This is a genomic window from Planifilum fimeticola, from assembly GCF_003001905.1.
In the GTDB taxonomy this organism is placed as follows: domain Bacteria; phylum Bacillota; class Bacilli; order Thermoactinomycetales; family DSM-44946; genus Planifilum; species Planifilum fimeticola.
Genome location: NZ_PVNE01000005.1, coordinates 110,202 through 127,121, shown reverse-complemented (window position 1 = coordinate 127,121; position 16,920 = coordinate 110,202). Strand labels below are relative to the sequence as shown.

General features: G+C 57.9%; 20 protein-coding genes and 1 tRNA gene. 18 read left to right on the top strand and 3 right to left on the bottom strand.

The window, feature by feature from the left end; all coding sequences use genetic code 11:
• Positions 1–32 precede the first annotated feature (32 nt).
• From CLV97_RS05035 to CLV97_RS05010, 6 genes are all read left to right on the top strand, one after another.
• Positions 33–1,061 carry a LacI family DNA-binding transcriptional regulator gene (locus CLV97_RS05035; RefSeq protein ID WP_106344431.1) on the top strand — a complete coding sequence of 343 codons (1,029 nt, stop codon included), beginning with the start codon at positions 33–35 and terminating at the stop codon, positions 1,059–1,061.
• Positions 1,062–1,205: 144 nt separating this feature from the next.
• The gene (locus CLV97_RS05030; RefSeq protein WP_106344461.1) at positions 1,206–2,360 is read left to right on the top strand and encodes a cysteine desulfurase family protein; all 1,155 of its coding nucleotides are present in this window, start codon (positions 1,206–1,208) and stop codon (positions 2,358–2,360) included.
• 3 nt (positions 2,361–2,363) lie between these two features.
• A complete protein-coding gene (gene thiI / locus CLV97_RS05025; RefSeq protein ID WP_106344430.1) occupies positions 2,364–3,560 on the top strand; it encodes a tRNA uracil 4-sulfurtransferase ThiI in 1,197 nt (398 codons plus the stop codon).
• Positions 3,561–3,811: 251 nt separating this feature from the next.
• On the top strand, positions 3,812–4,480 hold the full coding sequence (locus CLV97_RS05020) for a TerC family protein (RefSeq protein WP_245891378.1): 669 nt from the start codon (positions 3,812–3,814) through the stop codon (positions 4,478–4,480).
• 96 nt (positions 4,481–4,576) lie between these two features.
• Positions 4,577–5,152, top strand: coding sequence for a YkoP family protein (locus tag CLV97_RS05015; protein WP_106344428.1), 576 nt, complete (start codon positions 4,577–4,579; stop codon positions 5,150–5,152).
• Positions 5,153–5,252: 100 nt separating this feature from the next.
• Complete coding sequence (locus tag CLV97_RS05010; protein WP_170070364.1) at positions 5,253–6,386, top strand: MGDG synthase family glycosyltransferase; 1,134 nt, start codon at positions 5,253–5,255, stop codon at positions 6,384–6,386.
• Here CLV97_RS05010 and CLV97_RS05005 read toward each other — a convergent pair.
• Both CLV97_RS05005 and CLV97_RS05000 read right to left on the bottom strand, forming a co-directional pair.
• On the bottom strand, positions 6,383–7,216 hold the full coding sequence (locus CLV97_RS05005; RefSeq protein WP_106344426.1) for a metallophosphoesterase: 834 nt from the start codon (positions 7,214–7,216) through the stop codon (positions 6,383–6,385). The two genes, CLV97_RS05010 and CLV97_RS05005, sit on opposite strands and share 4 nt — an antisense overlap.
• 190 nt (positions 7,217–7,406) lie before the next feature.
• Positions 7,407–7,481, bottom strand: a tRNA-Gln gene (locus CLV97_RS05000).
• Positions 7,482–7,653: 172 nt separating this feature from the next.
• Here CLV97_RS05000 and CLV97_RS04995 point away from each other — a divergent pair.
• Genes CLV97_RS04995 through CLV97_RS04965 form a run of 7 tightly spaced genes read left to right on the top strand, consistent with a single transcriptional unit; the run spans position 7,654 to position 11,795 of the window.
• On the top strand, positions 7,654–8,736 hold the full coding sequence (locus CLV97_RS04995) for a GspE/PulE family protein (protein WP_106344425.1): 1,083 nt from the start codon (positions 7,654–7,656) through the stop codon (positions 8,734–8,736).
• A complete protein-coding gene (locus tag CLV97_RS04990; RefSeq protein ID WP_106344424.1) occupies positions 8,729–9,769 on the top strand; it encodes a type II secretion system F family protein in 1,041 nt (346 codons plus the stop codon). Before CLV97_RS04995 ends, CLV97_RS04990 begins: the two co-directional genes overlap by 8 nt.
• 24 nt (positions 9,770–9,793) lie before the next feature.
• Positions 9,794–10,135: a competence type IV pilus major pilin ComGC gene (locus tag CLV97_RS04985; protein WP_106344423.1), complete on the top strand. Its 342-nt coding sequence runs from the start codon at positions 9,794–9,796 to the stop codon at positions 10,133–10,135.
• Entirely contained in the window at positions 10,128–10,577 is a 450-nt protein-coding gene (locus CLV97_RS04980; protein ID WP_170070363.1) for a GspH/FimT family pseudopilin, read from the top strand. Before CLV97_RS04985 ends, CLV97_RS04980 begins: the two co-directional genes overlap by 8 nt.
• The gene (locus CLV97_RS04975; protein WP_106344421.1) at positions 10,577–10,948 is read left to right on the top strand and encodes a type II secretion system protein; all 372 of its coding nucleotides are present in this window, start codon (positions 10,577–10,579) and stop codon (positions 10,946–10,948) included. The genes CLV97_RS04980 and CLV97_RS04975 overlap by 1 nt, the downstream gene beginning before the upstream one ends.
• Before the next feature lie 23 nt (positions 10,949–10,971).
• Positions 10,972–11,409, top strand: a complete 438-nt coding sequence (locus tag CLV97_RS04970; protein WP_146130407.1) for a hypothetical protein — start codon at positions 10,972–10,974, stop codon at positions 11,407–11,409.
• A complete protein-coding gene (locus tag CLV97_RS04965; RefSeq protein WP_106344419.1) occupies positions 11,406–11,795 on the top strand; it encodes a hypothetical protein in 390 nt (129 codons plus the stop codon). The genes CLV97_RS04970 and CLV97_RS04965 overlap by 4 nt, the downstream gene beginning before the upstream one ends.
• 260 nt (positions 11,796–12,055) lie before the next feature.
• Here CLV97_RS04965 and thiM read toward each other — a convergent pair whose 3' ends face one another.
• Positions 12,056–12,865: a hydroxyethylthiazole kinase gene (thiM, locus tag CLV97_RS04960; protein ID WP_106344418.1), complete on the bottom strand. Its 810-nt coding sequence runs from the start codon at positions 12,863–12,865 to the stop codon at positions 12,056–12,058.
• A 308-nt stretch (positions 12,866–13,173) separates the two neighbouring features.
• Here thiM and CLV97_RS04955 point away from each other — a divergent pair, with 308 nt between their 5' ends.
• The 5 genes from CLV97_RS04955 (at position 13,174) to ispG (ending at position 16,853) form a co-directional block, all read left to right on the top strand.
• Complete coding sequence (locus CLV97_RS04955) at positions 13,174–13,716, top strand: shikimate kinase (protein WP_106344417.1); 543 nt, start codon at positions 13,174–13,176, stop codon at positions 13,714–13,716.
• Positions 13,717–13,734: 18 nt separating this feature from the next.
• Positions 13,735–13,926 (top strand): YqzE family protein, encoded by a 192-nt coding sequence (locus CLV97_RS04950; protein WP_170070362.1) that lies wholly within the window; start codon positions 13,735–13,737, stop codon positions 13,924–13,926.
• Positions 13,927–14,073 (top strand): RNA-binding protein, encoded by a 147-nt coding sequence (locus CLV97_RS18045; RefSeq protein WP_170070361.1) that lies wholly within the window; start codon positions 13,927–13,929, stop codon positions 14,071–14,073. It abuts the gene before it with no gap.
• A gap of 122 nt (positions 14,074–14,195) precedes the next feature.
• Positions 14,196–15,443: a hypothetical protein gene (locus tag CLV97_RS04940; RefSeq protein WP_146130406.1), complete on the top strand. Its 1,248-nt coding sequence runs from the start codon at positions 14,196–14,198 to the stop codon at positions 15,441–15,443.
• Positions 15,444–15,758: 315 nt separating this feature from the next.
• Entirely contained in the window at positions 15,759–16,853 is a 1,095-nt protein-coding gene (gene ispG / locus CLV97_RS04935; protein WP_106344413.1) for a flavodoxin-dependent (E)-4-hydroxy-3-methylbut-2-enyl-diphosphate synthase, read from the top strand.
• Positions 16,854–16,920 lie beyond the last annotated feature (67 nt).

Genomic DNA, 16,920 nt, shown 5'->3' with positions numbered 1-16,920 from the left:
CCGGGTCGGCGAAAAAGGAGCACGTGAAACCAATGGCCACCATTAAAGATGTCGCCAAGTTGGCGGGCGTGTCGCCGTCGACGGTCTCCCGCGTGATCGCCGGGAGCAACCGAATCAGCCTGGAGACGAAAAATCGGGTGCAACGGGCGATGGAGCAATTGAATTACGTGCCCAACGCCATCGCCCGCAGTCTCGCCCGCAGCCACACCCACACCATCGGGTTCGCCCTGTCCCGGCGGGCGGATCAGGCCTTTTCCAATCCCTTTTTCTCCGAAGTGATGCGGGGCATGTCTACCGTGGCGCAGGCGAGGGGATACAACATCCTTCTTTCGATCAGCCTCAATCCGGAGGATGAATTGTCCAAGTGCCTGCAACTGGTGCGGGAGAGGCGGGTGGACGGACTGATTCTCTCCACCTCCCGGGTGAAGGATCCGCTGATCGCCGCCCTGTCCGAAGAAGAGGCCCCTTTCGTGGTGATCGGCCGGTGTATGGAAAGACCGGTTCTTTCGGTCAACAACGACAACGTGAAGGCCGGGTATAACGCCACCGTTCATCTGTTGGAGGAGGGGTACCGGGAGATCGCCTACCTCAGCGGGGCCAGCGATCTGGTGGTGACCATCGACCGGATGAACGGATACAAACAGGCGTTGATCGAGCGCGGATTGCCGCTGGTCGAGGAGCGAATCGGAGTGGCCGATTTTTCCGAACAGGATGGATATGAAGCGCTGTGCCAAATGAAGGAGCGGGGGGTTTCCTTAGACGCCGTCGTGGCATCGGATGATCTGTTGGCGTTGGGGGCGCTGCAGTTCGCCGAGCGGTACGGGCTGAGGGTCCCGGAAGATCTGGGAGTTGTGGGATTCAACGACACTCCGCTCATGGTATACACTCATCCTCCGCTGACCAGCGTGCGCATATTGTCCTACGAATTGGGCGTCGAAGCGATGGACTTGTTGATCGATGCATTGGAGAATCCGGACAAGAAAAGGCTGAAGAAAGAGATCGTCCTGCCCTCGGAATTGATCGTAAGGGGGTCCAGTCGGCGCAGGGGCAAAGCGGAGTAGGGTCGGAGGCCCTGGGGCCGGTAGGGAGCAGTCCGATTGGAGGAGCCGCCTTTTTTTGGTTCATTCCCTGTGGTATCATGGGTGTCGTCATGACGGGAGAAAGCCGTCGCTCCCAAAGGGCGAATGAAGGGGGTGCATGAGGCGATGATCTACTTGGATAACAGCGCGACGACCCGCACCGATCCGGAAGTGATCCGGGTGATGGTGGACGTGATGGAAAAGGTGTACGGTAACCCGTCATCCCTTCACGGGATCGGCGCCAAGGCCCACCGGCTGGTGGAGGAGGCCCGGGAGGCGGTGGCCCGCACCCTGGGCGTCCGTCCTCGGGAAATCGTGTTCACATCCGGCGGAACGGAATCGAACAACCTGGCGATCAAGGGCGTCGCCGAGCAGTTTGTGAATCGCGGCCGCCACTTGATCACCACCGAAGTGGAGCATCCTTCGGTTTATCAGGCGTTTCGCCAGTTGGAGGAGAGGGGATGGCGAGTCACCTACCTCCCGGTGGATCGGTTGGGTCGGGTGAGCGCGGAGGATGTGGAAAGGGCCCTGACCGACGACACAGTGCTCGTGTCCGTCATGCATGTCAACAATGAAGTTGGAACGGTGCAGCCCGTCGAGGAGATCGGACGGATTTTGAAATCGCGCCCCAAGGTGGTTTTCCACGTGGACGCCGTTCAAGCCTTCGGGAAGGTGGAGCTGAATCCGACCCGGTGGGGTGTGGATCTGCTCTCTCTTTCCGGGCACAAATTTCACGGGCCGAAGGGCGTAGGCGTCCTCTACGTCCGGGAGAGCCTGCGTCTGAACCCCTTGCTGGCGGGGGGAGGACAGGAAGACGGATTCCGATCGGGGACGGAAAATGTGCCGGGAATTGCCGGATTGGCCAAGGCGGCGATCTTGGCTCAGCAGAGGAGGGAGAAGGCCCGTAAGTGGCAAAGGTGGAAGGAGGAGCTGATCCAAGAGGTGACCTCCCGCCTGGAAGGGGTTGTGGTGAACGGGGATACCACGGCCGAGGGTGGGGCTCCCCACATCCTCAGTCTGGCCTTTCCGGGATTGAAGTCGGAAGTGATCGTGCACGCTCTGGAGAGGGAAAATGTTTTCGTGTCCAGCAAATCGGCCTGTTCTTCCAAAAAAGAGACCCCGAGCCGCGTGCTCACGGCGATGGGGCTGGATGATCGGACTGCTATCGGCGCGATCCGGATCAGCATGAGCCATGAGACCCTAGAGTCCGACATCCAGCAGTGCGCCCGGGCACTGATCCGCGTGATTCCCGAATTGCAGCGCGTGATGAAAGGGGGGTGAAGAGTGAATACCGATGTGATTTTGGTTCGATACGGGGAACTGGCCCTGAAGGGGAAAAACCGGTCCGACTTCGAGGACCGACTGGTGCAGAACATTCGCTTGAAACTGGCCGGCATCCCCGAAGTGAAGGTCGTCAAAAGCTTCGGCCGCATTTTTGTGGAAACGGACCGGTCCCGCACCGCTTCCGTCCTGCGAGAGCTGGGCGACGTATTCGGCGTGGTGGGTTTCAGCCCGGCTGAGCGGGTGGAATCCGACCCGGAGGCCATCAAGGAGGCCGCGGTCCGCTTGGTTGAATATCAGGATTCCTTTCCGCGTACGTTTAAGGTAGCGGCCAAGCGTGCGGACAAATCCTTTCCCCTTTCTTCCGGGGAGATCAACCGCCAAGTGGGGGCCCATCTCTTGCGGAACGTAAAAGGGCTTAAGGTGGATGTTCACCGTCCGGACCTGACGGTTCACGTCGAAGTCCGGGGCAAGTATACCTATGTGTACGGGGATGACTTGCCCGGGCCGGGCGGACTTCCCGTGGGAACCAGCGGCAAGGTGATGCTCCTGCTTTCGGGAGGGATCGACAGCCCCGTCGCCGGTTACCTGTCCCTGAAACGGGGAGCGGAGCTGCTGGCGGTCCATTTTCACAGTTATCCCTACACCAGCGAACGATCCCGGCAGAAAGTGATCGATCTTGCCAAGATCCTGACCCGCTTTGCCGGCCGGATTCGCCTGCACGTCGTTCCCTTTACCGAGATTCAGACGGAAATTCGCCAGAAGTGCCTGGAGTCCTATTCCATCACCGTGATGCGCCGCATGATGTTCCGGATCTCCCAGCAGCTGGCCCGGCGAGAGGGGGCTCTCGCCTTGGTCACCGGGGAGAGCTTGGGACAGGTGGCCAGCCAAACCCTGGAGAGCATGAACGCGATCAATGAAGTGGTGGATATTCCCGTCCTTCGTCCGCTGATCGGGATGGACAAACAGGAAATCATGTCGCTGGCCAAGAAGATCGGCACCTATGAGACGTCGGTTCTTCCCTATGAGGATTGCTGCACGGTTTTCTTGCCCCGGTCGCCCAAAACCCGTCCGGATCTGGAGACGACGAGGAAGACCGAGTCCCGATTGGACGTGGATCGGCTCGTGGAAGCGGCGGTTAAGGGGACGGAGGTGCTTCAGCTGGTTCCCGGGGAGGAAAAGGAGTTCACCTATTTTTGACAGGGAGGAGGGGTCCTTTTGGTTCGTCGCGTGCGCTGTCCGCGGGAAGGCCCCTCCTCCTGAGGTCTTTTGCCGCTTTCCAATTGGTCCAAGCGGTCGGAGCTCGTGAAAGACCAGCCGGAAAAGGAAGGCAGAAAGCGGATTTGTCCGACAGACATGGACACGGATGTCATCCTCCTCTTGATGAGTGTGCCGTCCCGTGATCCATGGTGCTGCATGGCCGAACCAATTTCCAGGAAAGGAACGTATCGATGGATACAACATTTTGGGTCGGCCTTGTCAATATCATCGTTTTGGACATGGTTTTGAGCGGAGACAATGCGGTGGTGATCGGCATGGCAGCCCGGACACTGCCCGAACGCCAGAGGCGGAGGGCCATCGCCGTGGGAACGGCCGCCGCCGTGCTGCTCAGGGTCGCCCTGACCGGCATCGCCGCTTGGCTTTTGAACATCCCTCTCCTGATGACCTTTGGAGCGGTGTTGCTTGTGTGGATTGCCATGAGGCTTCTCGCCCAGAACGGGGGAAGAACCCTTGTTTCCACGGGGCGGAGTCTGAGAGGGGCGATCAAGACCATCATCGTCGCCGACCTGGTGATGAGTCTGGACAATGTGGTTTCCGTGGCGGCGGTGGCCCACGGTCACCTGGGATTGCTCGTCTTCGGACTTGGTCTCAGCATTCCCATCATCATGTGGGGAAGTAGGCTCGTGGCGCTGGTGATCAACCGCCTGCCCTGGCTGATGTATGCGGGAGCGGCGATTTTGGGATATACGGCCGGGCAGCTGATCGTCGAGGATGACATCGTGCGGCGGTTTGTTCTGCTCCCGTTGCATCTTCCCGCCTGGACGGTTCCGATCGGTCTGACGATCTTCGTCCTCGTCGCTGGCGGGATCGTGCGGAGCAAGCCCGCCTTGAAGGCCTGAAAGGGGAAGGAACTCCGGAATCGGAATGGAGGCGGTGGGAATCATTCATACTAAGCTCACACGCGACTATTGTGGGCAAGGAGGTGAGCCCCTTTCATGAACGGCGGCGGGTTGCTCACCGCATGGCGCATCTGGGATCAGATCTATTACCATTGCACGCGGCTGAAGTATGTGGACAAGGAAAACCGCAATCTTTTTCGCGTCGTCGTCAAGCGTTACAGCGGGGAACCCCTGGTAACCTCCGACGGGGTATCCTTGAAGAAGGGCGATTGGTACGCAAAGCTTCACCTGCACAATTGCCTGTTTGCGCAGATGATTCGGGAGCAATCCCTGGACGGGATATCGCTGGCGCTGTTTACGGTGAACAGCATTCGGGGGTCGCTTCCCGCCCTGGCCCGCTATGTGGCGAACCACCCCCGTTCGGAAGAGATTCAGGTCCTCCTGGGGACCACCTTTCTGCACCGGGGAGCGCGCCGGTTGGGCTTTGATGTCAGCGACATGGTTTGCAGTCCCTATTATCTGCGTTACAAGTCCTGGTTGTTCAAATTGATTCTGGCCAACTGTCACCCGGACGGGTGGCGGCGGCTCCAGGAAGCCGGACATCAACTGGTTCCAAAACGGGTATATATCTCCAAGGAGGAGTTTTTCAAGCGATATCTTTTGCCCCAATGAGAAGTCGATAAGCGGAGAAATCATCCGTGCGCCGGATGGTGCGGTGCGGAACGGGACACCATAACGATGCAGGAATCCCACAAACCGGCCGGTGATGGATATGAAAAGAGTGCTCATCCTGACGGAGACAATCGGAGGAAACGGACATTACCAGGCCGCAAGGTCTCTTTGTCAAGGGTTGTCCCAGGTGGAACCGGAACTCAATGCGGAGATCTGTTGTGGAATGCATCGGGTGAGCAGGCAGCTGGAACAGTTGACCCGTGCGGTCTATCTGAACACGCTGCAGTACGCACCCGCCCTTTGGGGAGCCGCTTACAGTCGGGAAGGGGAGATCAGCGACCGCTTCCGAACTTCTCTGGGCAAGCTCTTGTCGAGGCGGCTTCAGGAATGGCTGGAGGAGATGCAGCCGGATGTGGTGGTGTGCACCCATGCCTTTTGTCTCAGCGCCATGGGCGTGATCAAGGAGCGCATGGGCGATCGCTTCCGTCTGGGGGCGGCGATCACCGATTTCGATGTAAACGGATTTTGGATTCATCCGGAGGTGGACTTCTTTCTCGTCGCCCACGAGGATGTGGCCAAAAAGATTCGGCGGCGGTTCGGCGTCCCGGATGAAGCGATCTTCCGCACCGGCATTCCGATCGACCCGGAATTTTCCAAACCTCAACCGCCCAAATCGGTTTTGAGGAGAATGCTCGGACTGGATCCCGACCGCTTTACAATTCTGCTCATGGGCGGGGGGATCGGTATGGGTCCGATCGAGGAGTGCCTTTACCACTTTCGCCGGGAACTGCCTGCGCACCAACTGGTGGTGGTGACCGGAAAGAACCGCTCTTTGTATGAGCGCCTTCAGGAACAGTTCGGGAGCGATCCCCGAATCCGCCTGCACGGCTTTGTAGACAGCATGGTCCATTACATGCATGCGGCGGACATCATCGTATCGAAGCCGGGGGGTCTTACTTCTTCCGAGGCGTTGGCCTGCGGGTTGCCGATTTTCATCTGCCAACCGATTCCCGGTCAGGAGGAGAGGAACAGCCGGTTTTTGATGCGGAAACGGGTTGCTCTTCGCCAGGACGAGCCGGGGGAGATGGCCAGGCAGATTCTCTCGTTGATGGAAAACCCGGAGATGCTCGAGGAGATGAGCAGGCGGGCCCGGGAGCTGGGAAGGCCGGATTCCTCCCTGGCCGGGGCGAGGGTGATTCGGGAACATCTGCTAATGAAAAGTCGACCGGTTTAAACGGTCGACTTTTCCAGTGATTCGCAGAGGGTGTGGAAAGTGATCTCCGGCCGGGAACGCAGGCGCAGGTTGAGGCCGGTCTGCCCGAGCCCCTCGCTGATGTAGAAGGCCCGGTCCCGGTAATAATGAAGTCCCCGGATTATTTGAAGGTGCGGCAGTTTTCCCATCCGTTTCAGGTGATACGGCTTGGGCCAGTGGATTTGTCCCCCGTGAAGGTGCCCGGACAGCAAATAATCGAAGGGTACGGCTTTCATTTCCAGGACGATGTTGGGATCATGGGTCAGGACGAGGCGGATGCCCCTGTCCCCCACTCCCTGAAAAGCGCGGTCCACATCGCTGCGGCCCGTGAAATAATCGTCGATGCCGATGATGTGAAGATCGGTCCCTTCCTCGAGCGAGACGGTTCGGTGCTCGTTCTGCAGGACGATGCAGTTGCGCTTTTCCATCTCCCGCTTGAGATAAGGCAGATGATCATTGATGACATAATCATGATTGCCGAAGACGGCATACATTCCGTAACGGGGTTTCAGGGATGCCAAAACGTCGAGATATTGAAGGAAACGGCCGGTCATTTCCTTTGTATCGAGATAATCCCCGGTCAGGGCGATCAAGTCAATCCGTTCTCCCTGAACGAGGCGCAGAAGCGCTTGGGGTTGGACGGAACACTTTTCCATGTGCAGATCCGTCAGGTGCAGAATATTCAGTCGCCCGCCGTTTAAGGAATGCGCCACCTGCAACTCCACCCGTTTGACGTTCGGTTTGTAGGTGTTGAAGCGGGCGACGGCCAACAGGCATGCCACGGCTGCGACGAGAACCCAAAGAATGGCCATGAATCTCACCTCTTCCGTTCGGCCGTGCTTTTTTTATATTAAGGGCTTACAGGCATTGCGTCCAGTGAAAATATATGTAAATACAAAACCCGGGACAATCCCGGGCGAGTCATTGAAGGCATGGAGGGGATTTTTCGCGGTTTGGGCGAAAAATCCCCTCTCAATAATGCAGTGCTTTGAAATTCTTGTTTGGCTGGGGAGGCAGGATTCGAACCTGCGCATCACGGAGTCAAAGTCCGTTGCCTTACCCCTTGGCTACTCCCCATCGGACAATCTTATTATGGATGTTATCCGTTTATCGTATGCACTGTGTTTCAATCCAAGGTTGTATGACAGGATGAAGGTCGAAATTTCGGAAATCTGAGAGGAAAATGTTAGGGTGTGTCGAATAAATGGAACTCGAACCAATCACATCCAAATTTTCGAGGTGGTGATAGATGGATGTAGCGCTGTATGTCTCCGAAATGTTGGATCGAGCCATCCAAAACCGGGCCAGCGACATTCATCTGGACCCCCAGCCGGAAGGACTTCGCATTCGCCAACGGATCGACGGGCATTTGGTGACCACCCACGTCTTGTCCCGGTCGGAGATGATTCCGGTCATCTCCCGCATCAAGGTGATGGGGCATCTGGACATCGGGGAGAAACGCCTTCCCCAGGACGGGGCGATGAGCATCACCAGCCGGGGAGAGCGGGTGGATGTGAGGATTTCCACCATGCCCACCCTGCACGGGGAGAAGGTGGTCTTGCGGTTGCTCCGGCATCGGCCGGAATTTCTCACCCTGTCGGAGCTGGGATTGGTTCCGGAGGATTTGGAGCGGCTTCTCCGGCTCCTTTCCCGGCCCCACGGGCTTGTCATCGTCACCGGCCCGACCGGTTCGGGGAAAACCACCACCCTTTACGGGATCCTGCAGGAATTGAACCGCCCCGAGGTGAGCATCGTCACCCTGGAGGATCCGGTGGAGCTGCAGATCAGCGGCATCACACAGATTCAGATCAATCCGAAAGCGGGCCTCACCTTTGCCCAAGGACTTCGGGCGGTTCTGCGGCAAGATCCCGACTTGATCATGGTCGGGGAGGTCCGGGATCAGGAGACGGCGGACATCGCAGTACGCGCCGCATTGACCGGCCATCGGGTCTTTTCCACCCTGCACACGGGGGACGGCGCCAGCGCGATCACGAGACTTCTGGACATGGGGATCGCACCCTATCGGGTCGCCTCCGCTTTAAACGGTGTCGTCGCGCAGCGGCTGGTTCGCCTCCTGTGTTCCCGGTGCCGGGGAAGCGGTTGTGAGGAGTGCCAGAAAACGGGCTATTTCGGTCGGACCGGCGTGTTTGAAGTGCTGGAAATCGATCAGGAGCTCCAGCGGCTCATCGTCGAGCGGGCTCCCTTGTCCCAATTGCGCCGGGCTTTTCGGGAAAAGGGGTACCGGTCGTTGGAGGATGCGGTGACGGAGAAGGTGCGCGAGGGGCTTACGACGAGAGAAGAGGGTTTCCGGGTGGTGGAGGGGATTGTCTAGAAGGCGTTGGTCCCACGAACGGTTGGTTCTTTTCAGCCAGCAACTGGCGATTCTGCTCGACAGCGGGTTTCCGCTGATTCCCAGCCTTCACCTGCTCGGTCAGCAGCGGATTCTCACCCCGGGCGAGGCGGAACGGATCTGTCAATCCCTGGAGGCGGGGGTCAGCCTGTCGGAATCCCTACGGTCGGAAGGATTTCCGTCCCTGTACGTATCGTTCATCCGGGCGGCGGAGGAACACGGAGAGTATGTGTTTGGCCTGCGACAGGGCGAAAGCTATTACCGGGAGAAAGGGGAGTTCCTCAGGGACCTGGGACAGGCCCTCATGTATCCGGCCGTGGTGTTGATTCTCGTGATCCTGGCTTTTGTGTTCTTGGTGACCGCCGTGATTCCCCGGTTTTCCGAATTGTACGCGTCGATGGGGATGGAGCTTCCGCTGTTCACCCGGTTGCTTCTCGGATTTTACGGATTGCTTCGAAACGGGTTCACAGCGATCCTTTGCGTGGCGGCGATGATTGCGGCGGCGGCTCTTCTCGTGCGCCGGCTGCCGCCGGAGAAGCGGTGGAAATGGACGCGTTGGCTGTATCGGTTTCCCGGTGTTCGCCATTATTTTTTGTATCGTTTTACGCACTATTTGGCGGTTCAGCTGGGGGCGCTGCTCCGGGCGGGCATTCCGCTTCTCACCGCCCTTGAGACCATGCGGTCTCTTGCGCCCTGGCCCTCTCTGGCGGAAGGGATCGGTCGGATCCGGGCGCGGCTGTTGGCGGGGGAGTCCTTCAACCGCTCCCTGGCCGCCGAAGGAGGCGGATTGTTTCTGCCGGCGGTGCCTCATTGGATTGCCCTGGGCGAGGAAACGGGCCGTTTGGACCAGTCTCTGCTCACCCTTGCCCGGGCGATGGAGAACGTGATCCGGGAGCGTTCCCGAAAGCTTACCCACAGTCTGGAACCGGTGCTGATCTTTCTGATCGGCGTGCTGATCGCCGTGACCGTCATCGCCCTGTTCCTGCCGATGTTGCAGCTGACCAGGGCCCTATGAGAGGAAGGAAAGGAGGATAAAGAGGTGGACAAAGGTGTGCTCCGCGATCAGCGGGGGCTCACATTGATCGAGATGCTCGTGGTCTTGTTCATCATCGGGGTGATTGTGGCAATCGCTTTGCCCAATCTGAAAGCGGCGGGTGAAACGGCACAGGAGAAGGCCTGTGCGGCCAATCGCCGGTTGATCGGCGCCCAGGCGGACAATTTCTTCTTGGAAGTCGGCAGGTACCCCAAAGGCGTCGCCGAACTGAGGCAGAAGGGATTCTTGCGGACCGAACCCGCCTGCCCGGCAAAGGGGACGTACCGGATTCGGCCGGAAGCATCCGAGGAAAAGAGGGTGAATTGCACCGTCCATGGGGATGGATGACCGAAGGAGCAGAGACGAAGGCGGATGGACGCTGCTTGAACTGGTTCTGACCGTGAGCCTAATCGGGCTGCTGGCGGCTTTGGCCGCCCCCTCCTTCCATCAGATCGGCGAGCGGCTGGAGCGAAAGCTCACGCTGGATTCTTTGGCTTCCGACATCCGATTGGCTCAGCGGGAGGCGGAAAGCCGGGAGGCGGTGACGGAACTCCGCATCGATCCCTCCGGAGGCGGATACAGAGTGGTCCGGGGAGGAAAGGCGATCCGACGCGCTTCCGTGCGGCCCCGTTACCGTCTGACGAGCAATTACCCGTCGGGAAGAATCCTTTTCCGCCCTTCGGGTCAGGTCCGGGGAGGCACCGTGTGGTTGGAGCGGGATGGAAAAAGGGTGGGACGCGTGGTGATTCAGGTCGCCTCCGGTCGCCCCCGGGTGGAGGTGGATCCCTGATGACGCGGGATGAGAGGGGATTTACCCTGGTTGAAATCCTGACCGCCCTGATGGTACTCGGGGTGATTACGGCGGTGGCCATTCCCGTTTTTATGGAGTGGCGGGGAGCTCAGCATCTAGCTAGCCAGCGGTTCGAAGCGCAGCTCTTCTTGCAGGAGAGGATGGAACGCCTCCAGCGGGATCCCGATCTCCATTCAACCCGCGGGGCGGAGGAACGCCGGGGTGAAGCCGCGAAGGGAACCGTTTACCGGATTGCTTGGAAAAAAGAGTTTCGGGGACACTTGTTGCGTACGGACGTGATGGTGGCATGGAAGGATGCGCAGGGAATCGACAGGGAGATGCGGTTAAGAGGTCTGCAATTTGTCCCGTGACGGGGGAACAGGGTTTTACCTACGTGGAGTTGGCCGTTGCCCTCAGCCTGGTGGTCCTGCTCGTTCCGGTCGTGTTTTCCCTGGGTCACATGGTGGAAGCGGAGATGAAAGAGGGAATCGGCCGGCAGCAATTGCAGGAGGAAGCGAGCGCCTTTGTTTCCGATGTCCGGGATGAACTTCGCCGGGGATCCCATTTTCGACTTTCCCCGGAAGGATGGCTTCTGTTTGATTTGCCGACCGGGGAGACCATCCGTTACAAACATGATCGCCGGCGGGTGATCCGCAGCGTGCGAAAGCCGGGAGAAACCCGCTTTTCTGGAACCACCGTACTGCTTCAGGAAGTTTATTTTGCGGGTTTTTATCCGGATAAACACGGGGTTTGGCTGGATCTCGGACTGCAAAACTGGTACGCCGACCTGAACGTCAAAACCTATGTCCGGGGCCGGGTGAAAAACCGATGAGGCATGAGGGATTTCGGACGGATGAACGGGGAGCGGCCTTACCCCTGGTCCTGGCGGTCACTTTACTGGTCTTTCTCCTGATCGCCGCGGGAGCTCTGCACGCGGTCAATCACCGGCGCCATCAATTCCTGGATTGGGAAATGCTTCGGGCTCAGTACGCGGCGGAAGCGGGAATTGCCGTGGTTCAGACACGGATCCGGGAAGATCCGGAATGGACGGGAGCCATGACGATGACCTGGGACGGAATCCGCGTGCGCACCGTCGTCGAAGGGAGGGCGTCCGATGGTATCCGCTTGCGCTCCGTCGGTCGCACCTCCGTTGTGAAACAAACCATCCGGGTGGAACTGGACCCGGAAACGTTGGAAGTGAAACGATGGGAGAGATAGGAGGCGAATCTGCATCCCAACTGACAAAAAAACAACGCAGCTTGTACTCGATCGGTTTTGAGTATAGCGGGTTGCCCTTTCGGTGATCCGCTGTTTTTGTGATGCAACCAAAACCGGCAAACAATTCCTTTTTGTCGGAGGGGTTCCGCAACCCGGCCGATGGAGAAGAAAGGGAGGCAAGGTTCCAAGAAGGGGGAATGCCTTTGCCTTTGCAAAACGAAGCGGCACGCCCCCTTCATCCGTTGATAGGACTAATTATTTCACACGGATTTTTCCAGGAGTTTCACTTTTCCTGCCTGTTCAAGGGTTTTGCTGTTCATGCGAAACATCTCGTCGAAAAAGCGAATGCGGAATGTGCCGATGCCTTCCGTTTCCGAAAGGGATGCCTCCGCCATCTCCCCGGCGATTCCCACCGCCGCCAGGGAGAGGATCGCGGCGTGGAAGGGTTCGATTCCCGCTCCCAGGCAGCATCCGATCACGGCGGTGAGCATGCAACCGGTGCCGGTGACCCGGGTCAACAGAGGCGTGCCGTTTTCCACGTAGGCTTCCCGCTCTCCGTCGGTCACGTAATCGACGGGGCCGCTCATGGCGATGACCGTCTGAAGATTTTTGGCGAGGCTCCGGAAGGAGGAAAGATGGGAATCCAGATCTTCCAAGTTTGCATCGACGCCCCGACCGCTGCGCTGACCGCAAAGGGTTCCGATTTCTGAAGAATTGCCCCTTATGACGCTGAATCTCACCCGTTTCAACAGCCGATCGACGGCCTGCAGGCGCAGGCGGGTGGCCCCGGCACCCACTGGATCCAGCACCACCGGAACGCCCTGTTTGTTGGCCGATTCACCGGCCTGTGCCATCGCTTCCAGCTGATCTTGCCGGAGGGTTCCGATGTTGATGACGACGGCATCGCTCGCGGCGGCCATTTCCGCCGCCTCCTCCGGCGCATCCGCCATCACCGGACTTGCCCCGCAGGCCAGGGTGATGTTGGCGCAGTCGTTCACGGTGACCACATTGGTGAGCTGATGAATGAGGGGATGGACTTCGGCGATACGGTCCCACAATTTCCAATCCAAGGCGAGTGCCTCCTTTATCTTCTGGGCTGCATTCGTGGAGAGGCCGGCTTGACCCCATCCGGTGTTATCACCTTAGCACAGGCCGGATCAGCCGGTCAAAGGGGAAGGTTACAGGACCGAGACTGCCAATCGCCCGCAAAGGAGGCTTTTTTCGTCGGGCAATCCCTGCGGCATGGAGGAGTCGGAAAATGGCTCCTCCGGATGTTTTGTGTTGTTTCCGACAGCCCAGGGTTACGCCCCTTTTCCATTTCCGGTTTTGTGATATAATCCACCACAACCTGAAGAAAGCCGTCACAGGAGGGAAAGGGATGCGGCAACGGAATCTTATCATCCTGATCGGCTTCATGGGGACGGGCAAGACGACGGTCGGAAAGGCCCTGGCCGACCGCCTCAAGCTTCCCTTGACGGACACGGATCAGGAAATAGAGAGAAAAACGGGAAAAAGGATTTCCGAACTGTTTCGGGAGTTCGGGGAGGAGGGGTTTCGCGATCTGGAAAGCCAGGTGCTCAAACAGGTGTTGGATGGAACCCCGGGTGTGGTGACGACGGGTGGGGGGGTTGTGCTCCGCCCTGAGAACGTGCGGTTGATGAAGGAGACCGGATGGGTGGTCGCCCTGCACGCGAGTGAGGAGGAGATCCTCCGGCGATTGGCCGGCACTGCGGATCGGCCCCTCCTGCTGGGGGATGTCAGGCAGCGCGTTTCACGCCTTCTCAATGAACGAAGAGGGCTATACGATTTTGCCCACGTTCGGGTGGACACCACCGGGATGACGGTGGCGGAGGTGGTGGATAAAATCTGCCGGTTGGCCGAAAACGAGGCGTTTAAACCGGACCGGTCCCGTCCATCCTAAGTGCTGGGGGGTGATCATGTGTCGTTCAAGGATTGGATCACGTATCTCCTGGAGCGGTTGGTCTGGTTTATGGAGACCCCCCGGGAGGAAAGGAAAAAGGAGAGAAACGTCCGGAAGGAGCCCTGGGCGACACGCTGGTTCGGCTTAATTCCCCTTTCCATGAAAATGGCCGTCGACAAACAAAAATCCCGATTGAGGAGCCGATCGTAAATGGAGAGTGACCGTTCGCGGAATTACAAGCTGGTGGATTTGCGGGACCACCCGGAGGTGATCCGGCAAATCACCGAAGCCGAGCAAAAATTGAATCAGATGATCGGCGAAGATGTCGCCTTGATCGCCTACGTTCGTAAGCAATGAAGAAAGGCCGAAAACGTAACGAAGTGTGCCGTTCACGGTACGGATCCAAAGCGGAACGTCCTTTGTCCGTGCCGGTCGTCGCCGGGAGGAAGAATCCGGGGAGGTCATTTCCCCGGATTCCCATGCGGGTTCGGCTCAACTCGGCTTGTGGTGTGTCGGCGCGAGCCGATGCGACCGTTCCCGATTTCCCGCAAAAATGGATAATGATATGGGCGAAACGACCTTGGTGGAAGCGTGCTTTCCATCGGGTCTTTTTTTGTATATTTAAAGGGACGATTCCCAAGGTGGACTTGCAACGGGGCACGTTCTGCGAAGCGTTGGGAGGGCGGCCCAAAAAAATCAAGGGAATCCATACGGGAGGATGTATGCTTAAAGTTACCAAGGATCTACTTGACTGCTGCCGATATAAACGACCTGATGGCCCTCGGGTGGAGGTGTATTTGTCGTTCATAGAGGATTTTGGCGGCGAGGAAGACGCGGAAGCTCTCCTGGATCTTTACTTGATGTATCCGGATGCTTTTCAGCTGTTATCAACCCTTCGAAAGATCGGCGGCGAAAAGACAGCGGAACGGCTTTTTGTCCAATGCATTGAAAATCATCGTGTCAAAGAGGAGTTTGTCGGGGATGTTTTCACGACCCTCGCGCATATGGGTTATCAGCCCGTAGAAGAAGTCCTTTATCACCGTTTGCGACACGAACAGTGTTTGAACAGTGACGAATGCGTGGCATTGCTCCACTTTTCCTGTTCCGGTTATGAAGCGATGATTCGTGAGAAAATCCTTAAATATAAAAATCAACACCTTTTCCCGGAGTTCCATCCGCTTCTCGCCAGCAAAATCCCGGATCCGGAACTGCCGGATTTGCTTTATCATTGGGGAACCCATTGGGCTTCGACGGATTGCAACGGCGGCCTTGTGTTGGGGTTGGCTCTTTATGGCGATTCGGAAAGAGACCGCTTCAGACAAATCCTTTGGGATCCCCGCTGGGAGGCAAATGGAGTCAGTACCGGAACCATCCATTGGACATTCACCGGGATGCAATACCTGGGCATCACGTTCCGGGAGTTGTTTCGGGAGGTCAAAGCTTCTGCTGAAGAGGGGACGGACGAAGAAGAAGTTGGATATCGTTTGTTTGTGCTCCGGGATTTGCTGGAACACCGGATCCACTCATCCGCTGAATTGCCGCTCCGTTTTGTCCGCATGCAGGAGAGTTGCGAACAGATTTATGATGAACTGGAGAATTTTATCGAATGGTCGATTTGCAATGTGAAAGAGGGGTATTCCGATTTTTACGGCACGAAAGATCTTCTGCGCATGAAAATGGATCAGGAATTGCGAAAGGATTTTGTGCTGAGGGAGTTTGTCGGATAAGAAAGGCATTGCTTTCCTGGGGTGCTTTCTTGTCACGGCTATTCGGTTGTTTGATGAGGGGCCTCAAAAGGCGCGGGATTTTTCATTCCTGCGCCGTGCAGCCGGTTCAATCGGCGGAACCGATAAACACTGCCGGGGTCCGAGAACTTTTTCGGTGAAAATTGTGTTATACTTGGATGAACAGGCTATCGGATCGGTGGTCTTTCTGATCTCGCACCCCGCCCCTGAATGGGCGGTTCGGGGATCGGCCAACCTCCGGTCCGAATGCTATAATATGTTTAACCGACTTTCCCATTTAAAGGGGCGAATGATTTCATGTTTCATCGCAGGGAAACGCGGCCGGTGAAAGTGGGAAACATCCAGATCGGCGGCAACGATCAGGTGGTCATTCAGAGTATGACCACCACCAAAACCCACGACGTGAAGGCCACGGTGGAGCAGATCCGCCGGCTGGAAGAGGCGGGCTGTCAGATTGTCCGGGTGGCCGTTCCGGACATGCGCGCCGCCGAAGCCATCCCGTCCATCAAGAAGGAAATTTCGGTCCCGTTGGTGGCGGACATTCATTTTGACTACCGCCTGGCTCTCAAGGCGATCGAGGGCGGGATCGATAAAATCCGCATCAATCCGGGGAATATCGGGCGCCGGGATAAGGTGGAAGCGGTGGTGAAGGCGGCCAAGGAGAGGGGGATTCCCATCCGCATCGGCGTGAATGCTGGATCCTTGGAAAAGCGGATTTTGGAAAAATACGGCTATCCGACGGCGGACGGCATGGTGGAGAGCGCCCTGTACCATATCGGCATTCTTGAGGATCTCGATTTCACAGATATTGTAGTCTCCCTGAAAGCCTCCGATGTCCGGCTGGCCATTGAAGCCTATCGAAAGGCGGCCGCCGCTTTTCGGTACCCCCTCCATCTGGGCATCACCGAATCCGGTACCCTGTTTTCCGGGACGGTGAAAAGTGCCGCCGGCCTCGGAGCGCTTCTGGCCCAGGGGATCGGCTCCACCATCCGTATCTCCCTGAGCGCCGATCCGGTGGAAGAAGTGAAGGTGGCCAGGGAACTTTTGAAGGCCTTCGGCTTGGCGGCCAACGCCGCCACCCTGATCGCCTGTCCGACCTGCGGGCGCATCGAAATCGACTTGATCAGCATTGCCAACGAAATCGAAGAGTACATCGCCAATATCAAAGCGCCGATCAAGGTTTCGGTTCTCGGCTGCGCCGTCAATGGTCCCGGCGAGGCCAGGGAGGCGGATATCGGAATCGCCGGCGCCCGCGGTGAGGGTCTGCTGTTCAGACACGGCAAGATTGTCCGAAAAATCCCCGAGGAGAAAATGGTCGAGGAACTGAAGAAGGAAATCGACAAGCTGGCGGAAGAGTATCGCCACAAGCAGTCTGTCGAGCAGAAAGCTTGATTGGTTCCGGGAGCGGCGCGAAGGGCGTCGCTCCTCCTTTATTGCCTGTTTCCGTATAAATCCTCCC

What these genes read in the sequence shown, in the direction of transcription:
- CLV97_RS04940 (WP_146130406.1), top strand. Translation starts at nt 14,196, where the DNA reads ATGCGGGTTCGGCTCAACTCGGCTTGTGGTGTGTCGGCGCGAGCCGAT.
- CLV97_RS04965 (WP_106344419.1), top strand. Translation starts at nt 11,406, where the DNA reads ATGAGGCATGAGGGATTTCGGACGGATGAACGGGGAGCGGCCTTACCC.
- CLV97_RS05010 (WP_170070364.1), top strand. Translation starts at nt 5,253, where the DNA reads ATGAAAAGAGTGCTCATCCTGACGGAGACAATCGGAGGAAACGGACAT.
- CLV97_RS04955 (WP_106344417.1), top strand. Translation starts at nt 13,174, where the DNA reads ATGCGGCAACGGAATCTTATCATCCTGATCGGCTTCATGGGGACGGGC.
- CLV97_RS04995 (WP_106344425.1), top strand. Translation starts at nt 7,654, where the DNA reads ATGGATGTAGCGCTGTATGTCTCCGAAATGTTGGATCGAGCCATCCAA.
- CLV97_RS18045 (WP_170070361.1), top strand. Translation starts at nt 13,927, where the DNA reads ATGGAGAGTGACCGTTCGCGGAATTACAAGCTGGTGGATTTGCGGGAC.
- CLV97_RS05005 (WP_106344426.1), bottom strand. Translation starts at nt 7,216, where the DNA reads ATGGCCATTCTTTGGGTTCTCGTCGCAGCCGTGGCATGCCTGTTGGCC.
- CLV97_RS05015 (WP_106344428.1), top strand. Translation starts at nt 4,577, where the DNA reads ATGAACGGCGGCGGGTTGCTCACCGCATGGCGCATCTGGGATCAGATC.
- CLV97_RS05035 (WP_106344431.1), top strand. Translation starts at nt 33, where the DNA reads ATGGCCACCATTAAAGATGTCGCCAAGTTGGCGGGCGTGTCGCCGTCG.
- CLV97_RS04980 (WP_170070363.1), top strand. Translation starts at nt 10,128, where the DNA reads ATGGATGACCGAAGGAGCAGAGACGAAGGCGGATGGACGCTGCTTGAA.
- CLV97_RS05020 (WP_245891378.1), top strand. Translation starts at nt 3,812, where the DNA reads ATGGATACAACATTTTGGGTCGGCCTTGTCAATATCATCGTTTTGGAC.
- ispG (WP_106344413.1), top strand. Translation starts at nt 15,759, where the DNA reads ATGTTTCATCGCAGGGAAACGCGGCCGGTGAAAGTGGGAAACATCCAG.
- CLV97_RS05030 (WP_106344461.1), top strand. Translation starts at nt 1,206, where the DNA reads ATGATCTACTTGGATAACAGCGCGACGACCCGCACCGATCCGGAAGTG.
- CLV97_RS04975 (WP_106344421.1), top strand. Translation starts at nt 10,577, where the DNA reads ATGACGCGGGATGAGAGGGGATTTACCCTGGTTGAAATCCTGACCGCC.